Source organism: Stygiolobus sp. CP850M, from assembly GCF_037389425.1.
Taxonomy (GTDB): Archaea; Thermoproteota; Thermoprotei_A; order Sulfolobales; family Sulfolobaceae; genus Stygiolobus.
Map to the genome: position 1 here is coordinate 1 of NZ_JBBHKR010000018.1, position 7,541 is coordinate 7,541.

The 7,541-nt window shown below is 42.4% G+C and carries 3 protein-coding genes and 2 pseudogenes; all 5 read right to left on the reverse strand.

Annotated features, from left to right (window positions below; translation table 11 throughout):
• Positions 1–335, reverse strand: a pseudogene (locus tag WIW89_RS00715) (MBL fold metallo-hydrolase); the annotation flags it as partial.
• Entirely contained in the window at positions 328–3,048 is a 2,721-nt protein-coding gene (locus WIW89_RS00720) for a DEAD/DEAH box helicase (RefSeq protein WP_337719380.1), read from the reverse strand. The pseudogene WIW89_RS00715 and the gene WIW89_RS00720, both read right to left, overlap by 8 nt.
• Positions 3,038–3,445 (reverse strand): hypothetical protein, encoded by a 408-nt coding sequence (locus WIW89_RS00725; protein WP_337719381.1) that lies wholly within the window; start codon positions 3,443–3,445, stop codon positions 3,038–3,040. Before WIW89_RS00725 ends, WIW89_RS00720 begins: the two co-directional genes overlap by 11 nt.
• 4 nt (positions 3,446–3,449) lie before the next feature.
• Entirely contained in the window at positions 3,450–6,758 is a 3,309-nt protein-coding gene (locus WIW89_RS00730) for a DUF499 domain-containing protein (RefSeq protein ID WP_337719382.1), read from the reverse strand.
• 10 nt (positions 6,759–6,768) lie between these two features.
• Positions 6,769–7,541, reverse strand: a pseudogene (locus tag WIW89_RS00735) (DUF1156 domain-containing protein); the annotation flags it as partial.

Consider the following 7,541-nt stretch of genomic DNA (forward strand, 5'->3'; position numbering starts at 1 on the left):
CACGTATTGGACGATTTATAAAAATCGGAGAACTTATTGAAAATATCCTTGTCTGGGACGTAAACGGTGCTACCAGGCTGTAAAGCATGGAGAAGTCCTAAATGATCCAAGTGATAATGTGAAATGTAAATTTCGGAAGGCTCTTGTATATTAGGTATGATCTTTAATTTCTGCATTTCTGAAAACCCTGAAGGTGATATATTCCCCTTGTAAAACTTCTTGAACCTTGAAAATCTTATACCTTGGTCAAAGAAAACCTTATTTGCACCATCTGCCACAACTATACAGTTACCGCCTACTTCATTTTTACCTTGTAAAATATTAATTTTAACCACGTTTCACACCTATTAAAGCACCGTTAGAGTAAGAATAAGACCAACTTGTAGATGAGCGTGAGAGGAGTTGAGAAGGTCTGACGATCTCCACGTACCGTATGTCATATTTACCGTTTATTTTCCCTTCTATCCTAAGGATTCCTCCCTCCTCTTTAACAGACAAGCCGTCTCTGGCTTGTAACTTTTTCAATCCCTCGAGCACTCTCTCTCTAACGTTATCGATCTCTTTCAGCCCGATTATTCCGCCTTTTATCACGATGTTAATCTCTGGGTTGACCTTATCATCTGGCAACCAGTTGTCTCTTCCCCTCTCCCTTTTGTATTTTTTATAACTATCTAATAGTTTTCCTAGATTATCAACCTCGATATCCCTAATTATGCCTGAGAACGGCTTGTCGATTATTTCCACGTATTCAGGGTAAGCTGTGCACTCAGCAGCAAGGGGTAAAACCTCTCTAAGGAATTGTGATAAAGGTACTCTTTCAACAATCAATTTATCTTTCTCCTCTACTTTAATTACTATCGGTATCGATAAGACTTCTGATTGTTTAAGTTTAACTACGGCCTCAGCTACATAGTAATTTGCTTGAATATTGTTGCATAGTACGAAAGGCTTAGCTTCTCTAGCCCTATCTTGGACTACTTTGTTGAGAGTATGAATCAACAGCCCTATCCTAGACTCATCTACAGACCTAAGGTAACCCCCTACTTTTATTTTACTCCCTTCTATGGAACCCCCAGATAAAATTACTACTCTCTCTAGAAGTGAACGCACACTTTCCCTTAGCTCTTTTCTGTTCTTAAACCCTGTTAACATCCTAACTTTTTCTATATCTGAGAGGGCTTGTCCCCTTAAAGGCTCATACAACGCGAACTTTTTCATTGCCTCCTTTATTACTTTAATCCTGCTTCCTATCAATGCTACAATGTGATCCATCCTTCCGTTTACTGCTGCCTCCCACACTTTCAGCGGCGTTATTCTTTCCTCATCCTTCTTCTCCCCTTGTCCGTTGTAAGCTAAGTAAACTGGTATGTCTTCCTTTTCATCACTTAAGTTAATTACCGTTTTCACCTCACCGTTATATATGATCGCGTCTGCAACGTTTACTTGTGACCCGGTTTGTATTGTTGCTGTTAACAGTTTGTTGTAGTAATTGTCTAGAATGGCCTTTTCTATTTCGGTGTTCAGAGAAATGTAGTAAATATAAACATCCTTTTTCTGTTTTAACCTCCACACCCTCCCGTTCCTTTGCTCAAACTTTACTATACTTAACGGGAGTTCGTAGTGAATCAAAACGTTAGCAGCTTGTAAGTTTAAGCCCTCGGAGGCCACGTCAGTAGCAATTAAGAGCTTGAACCCCTCTCCTTCTAACCACTTTTTTATATCCTCAATAGACACTCTACCCTGTCCCAAAACGTCGCTAGTTATTAGCTTAACCTCGGAATCACTTAACCTCAAACCTTCTTTGACCTTACCGTATATGTAGTTAGCCGTGTCCTTATATTCCGTGAAAACAATTATCTTATCCCCTTTCCTTTTGTGTATATCAACTAGGTCGATTAGTGCCTTTATTCTGCTGTCCACCTCTATCACTTTTTTCGCTAGATCCAGTAAGCCTGGAATTAGATCCTTAAACCGCTCTAGATACTTGGCATTAAGACTCATGAGGTCTTCAGTTATCTTATCAACTTCCACTACCTCCTCTGTCTCCTCTTCTTCTGCGTATTCTTCAGCTAACTCCTCTGCGTTCTCGTCTACTTTTTCAGCCCTACTCTCCATCATCCTCTTAAAAGTCAATAGTCCCGCTTGTGGGCTGGATAAACTCCTCCTACCTATCATAAAGGCTAATAACTGCAACGCTTTAGGTTGCTCTCCCTTTTGGTTATAGTAGTCCTTAAGAATTGCTAATGTTAGCTCCCTGATCTGAGTGTAATAGTTTTTCTCGTCCTGAGTCGGTTCAATCACGTACTGTATAAACCTGGCAGGTGGAAATATCTGCTCGTTCTCATAGACCTCGTTAACGTTCTTCTTATTCCTCTTTAACACTATCGCCCTAACAGCGTCCCTTATTACTCTCTCATTTTCCTCCCTTAAATAGGGGTCTACTAATGCTAACCTTTTGAAATAGTCCTTGTCATTCCCCCTATGGGGAGTTGCCGTAAGACCTACGAAGTTAGTGTCCGGGTTACTCGCAACTAAATGACTCATTACTTTGTACCTCAAGTTCTCTTTACTCCCTACAAACCCTATCTTATGTATCTCATCAGCAATAATCAAATCCCATTTTACCGAAAAGAACTTCTTTTTATGTTGTTCTAATTTCAACGTGTCAACACTTACGACATAAATTCCATCGCCTGAAACATCTCTACCACTATCATACTCAACCACCTCTAATTTCCACTCCCTCGAGAACTTAAGCAACTCATTTACCCACTGCTTTACCAACACTCTCGGCACTACTAGGAGTATCTTCCTAGCTCCCCTCTTCTTTATCATTTGGTCTATTATCATGATCCCTTCTATAGTCTTTCCCAGACCTACGTCATCCGCGACCAGAAACCTAACCGGTATCCTTGGCAACAGTCTGTAGAAAACCTCAGCCTGGTGAATATACGGTTCATAATCACCATCAGTAAGTATAGGGTACCGGAAAAAGGGGTGAGACTTTGCTAACTCATCGAAAACGGACTTCAAGAACTCAAATGTCATAAAGGTCCCTGAATGCCCTTCCTACTTTATAGGTGTCCACTACGTTCTTCCTCTCTGTGTAACGTGTTACAAATTCGGAGTACCAGAAGTGAAGGGAATACTCTTCCATTGTGACCAGAACCTTACTTAAAGTCAAGATCCTACTCGGAGACGTATACCTCATGGTTTGCCTGACTCCGGAATACACTACGGAGAGCTTGAACAACCTCTCAGAATCCGTAAACATGCTCTTTTTAGTCCTCTTGTACTTTAAGTCCGTCCTCTTGTAAAGTTGTTCAACGAGTTCATTTAAGCTCAGCGTAGCTTTAAACGTCCTAAACGTCTTCTCGTTCCTTGTTTCGTAAAAGTAAAGCCTTTCCCTGCCTTCCGACTTCGTTTCCCTGATCTGGTATAACACAAGATCACCTCTTAGCGTATACTCTAACGAAGTCCTTCTTTACCAAATACTCTAGAACTGCTTTGTCCTGAATAGGCTTAGGGTCAGTGAAGTTTACCGTAATTTTACCGGATAAGTTTAAGTTGTTCCTACTTACAAGACTGGATGCTGAGCTAAGAGTATTTATGAACTGATCGGGTTTCATGCCCTTAGGCTTTACTGTAATGCTTAACGACTCCATATTGTCTAGAGTGACTTCACCGGTGATAGACTTTACCCCGGGTATAATCCTCACTTTATTCACCACATCCATAATTTCGTTAATTTTTAAGGACGAATTTACGTTTATTTCAACTCTGGTAATAGTCACTCCCTCAGGTATTGGCAAAGTGAGGGAAGTCTCAGACGGTGCTTCTTCCTTTTGTACTTTGACGGGGATTAAAACCGTCTTAACTTTGCCGTCAAATTTTACACTCAGCCTAATTTCCCCGTCGCTTACAACTTTGCCTTTTAATGTAGCTTCAAAATTCGGAATCCCTGACTTCGGAGTAACTTCGAATCCATCACACTCCAATTCAACGTTACCGTTAAACTTACCCTTCTTTAACACTCTCACTTTGACTTCAACTTCTTCCCCGGCTTTTCCTATTACCTCTCTCGGTATCGTCTCTAAATCTATCCCGCTCTCCTCTACGACCTCTCTCCTTTCAAGCCTACCCGTAATAAACAGATCTAACCACTCACTCCTCCCTCTCAACTCCCTTAACGGAATCTCTTCCCCATCTCTCGTAATTAACACGTAGAAGATCTTCCTAACTCTCTCCCCCTCATCGATCTCTTTCTCAGTTTGTAGTAGTGAGTCTATTTGCTTCTCAGCGGCGAGACTAGGCGGTAATATAGTCACAGTATCGTCCAGTATTGTGGTGGTATACTCAGACTCACCTTCAAGCCTCTTGAAGTAAACGTTGTTCCCCTTCATTACACCTATGTCCATATGATTAACACCGTTTACCACAGCCTCTTTTAGTCCCTCATCTGGCACCCACGGTAGGTTAGAGTTAGTATAGAACATCCTCCTCAGTTCTTGATAAGAAAAGCTCCTCTCTTTCAAGTTTATGTTAGTAGAGGACAAGTAGTAATTAAGTGAGTCGAAGTCCAACTCGGTTATAAGCTTCCTTTCTTCCTTTAACGTCTCCTCAACGTTACCTAATATCGTCTTTTCAGTTGACTTGTTCACCTTTATAGAGACTCCGTTATTTTCGAAAGGAAAGGCTACAGTGTCGTAATATTGTAACACCTTATTGTATATTGCTGAAATCAGTGAATATTTGTGACTATTCAACAATCCCTCGGCTACTTTAAGGCTCACGTCGTCTGTGGAATACTGTTGCGGGTCTACTTTCTCACAAGAGATTAACTCCTTCGTCTGGTTTAACAACACATCACGGTAGACTCCACGTAGGGAGAAGACTACAGCTATACTGTTAGCGTTACGCCTCGGTGTATACGAGTTCTTTCCTGCCATCCTATTGTAAATGAAACGCCTAGCCTTCTCTTCCGCCTTCCTCAGGGCTGTTTCATCATCACAGTCTCGGCATGCCGGTTCCCAGATAATTACAGTCCTATAAACCTCATCGTCTACGTCTATTAAGTCGTCAAGGCTGTCCACTACACGTTCGTAGGGCTTAAACACCTGGCTCCTAAACTTCTCCTTACTTGCTCCCCTCTTTTCAACCTTGTCTATTGGAGTATCAGCTAATTGTGAAGTGTAATACTTCAGCCTTTCCTCAGCTTCAGCATCGGTAACCTTGTCTTTACCCTTTCTGCATATAGCTATTGGATCTAGAATAGAGGTAAACCAATACCTCCCGTCGGAAGTTATTAGGTAAGTCACTTTCTTCTCAGGGTCGCTTATTCCGCTTATGTCGTCCAGCCTACCCCTGACGTCGGAGGGTGTTAACTTTGAAGTTTCAAGCAAGAGCGGGTCTAGGACAGAAGTCACTACTCTCTTGGAATCTGGTAAGACGTCTTTGAACTGCGTGGGGTTAAGCCCCAACTCGTACATGTAGGTGGAGAGAAACACGTAATCTGACAAAGCGAAGTAAACATAAAGACCTTTAGTTTCATTTTTCATTACGTCAACTACCGGGTTAAAACGCGGATAGTCTTTCAAAAGCAGAGTCCTTATGTTAGGGTCACTTACGTCGATGTCAGAAGGTAATATGAGACTCCTCACGGGCTTCTCGTTCCACAACTTCCTGACTAAGATCCTAGTCAGTCTAATACCGTCCCTCGTCTTCTGTAGCCTAGCCTCTTCTAACAGTTTCCTCAATGTGTTAATGTAATAGGGGTGGAACGGGTAAGTCTCGTTCAATTCCTTCACAGCTTCGCTGTCCACGTACTCGCTGTAGTTATCCGTTAGCTCCTTGAATTTAGCTAATACTTCGAGCTTAACCTTCTCGTCTATTTGTTCAAATATCCTCCTCTGCAACACCTTACCTAAGTCCACGGGGGTTTCGATAGGGGCTCTGTATACCTTACCTACCCTGAGGATCCTCTTGCTAAGTTCGGTCACCTCGTCTCTGTAGCCTGCCTCAGCTTGTACATTACCCGTCTCGTTGATCTCCCCGGGTATTGTAACCACAAGGACTACCGGGTATTGGTTTGTAACACTCGCCAACACCTCGAAAAAGCCTAAACATTGGTAGTAGTAGGAAGAGAAAGCACTGTGTCTCAACCTCTGTAAGTACCAAACTATCTCGTCTACTAGAATTAAGACTTTTTCACCTTGGAATAGCTTTTCTAACACGTCCTTAGGTGGCGTAGTCTGATCCTCGTCGTATTTTTTTACTATATCGTACTTCCCCAACATTTTCCCGATGTAACCCCAAAGGGTTTTTACGTCCCCTTGAGTGTCTGGGGAAGGAGCCGTATTTGAGTCCTTACCACCAATAACTATAACTTTAACTCCTTCCTCGACTTCTGCTCTGTAACCTCTCAACTCGGGGTTCTTGGAAAGGAATGACTTAAACACGGCTGGATTAGAAAAAGCGTGGTAAAGCATGATGAGGGAGTGCGTTTTGCCTCCACCAAAGAAGGAGTACAGAGGTATCGTCATTCCCTTGCCTTCCTTAAAGGCAGTAGAGATGTCGTTGATGAGTTGAACCATGGAATCAGTGAAATACGTAACAGAGAAGAACTCCTCCGGGTTAGTGTATATAGACCTAGCTTTCTTGAGGTAAACGTCACTGAGCTCCGGTGCTAATTCGTCGTCTAACTTGGTATCGAATACGTCTTTCCTCACTTTGTTGTTGTATAAGGAGAGATCTGCCATCACTCTCACCTCATGAGGTGAACCTGAGAATCCCCTCTTTCTTACCTACTATACGTTTGCACGGCTCTTTTTCAACGTCATTATCGTTGAGCACTTCCGCGAAGATTTTCGCCATTGCTATTGCGTCATCTACGAATCTAGTCTTGTTTCTCAAGTCGTTTACTATCTGCTGAAGTTTGTCACCGTGCTTTAAAGCCTCGTATTCAAGGTAGTGTAAGAGTTGCACCGGAGTTTTGAATTCGTATTTACCGTTTATCGCGTCTCTTACGTGCGGTAGCTTTTCAAGGGAAGCTAATGTCGAGTTCATGTCGGTACCGTCATTTTCAGGTTCGTTTAATATGACCCCATCTTTCTCTTTCTCAATTATTTCGCTCTCCTGAAGCTCGTTTGCGTCTATGTTCCCAGTGATGTTAAGGAATATGGTGGTTGTTGAGTCCATCTTCATCCTCCCTCCTCTTTTTGGGGGGAGAAGGACTTTTACGAGTGTATAAAATACCGCGTGGGGGTCGTTAATCTTCGTTCCTACCCCCTTTGCTAATCCTTCTACTAACGCTTGTGCAGTGACGGGGAATGCGTAGTTTGTTATCAAGTTCTCTACGGCTTCAACACCTTCTCCCTTTAAACCGATCAACTTCTCATATTTTGTCAAAGTCTCGAGGACCTTGCCTAAAACTTCTATGTAAGCGTCTATTGAAAGTTCGATGATTCTCTCCTTTCCTAGAAGTCTGGTGGAGACCCACGTTGAGGCGTAATTTAGTGCCTCCTTAACGGCTTCTTGGATTA

Coding starts and splice junctions, on each gene's coding strand:
- WIW89_RS00720 (WP_337719380.1), bottom strand. CDS start 3,048: ATGACATTTGAGTTCTTGAAGTCCGTTTTCGATGAGTTAGCAAAGTCT.
- WIW89_RS00730 (WP_337719382.1), bottom strand. CDS start 6,758: ATGGCAGATCTCTCCTTATACAACAACAAAGTGAGGAAAGACGTATTC.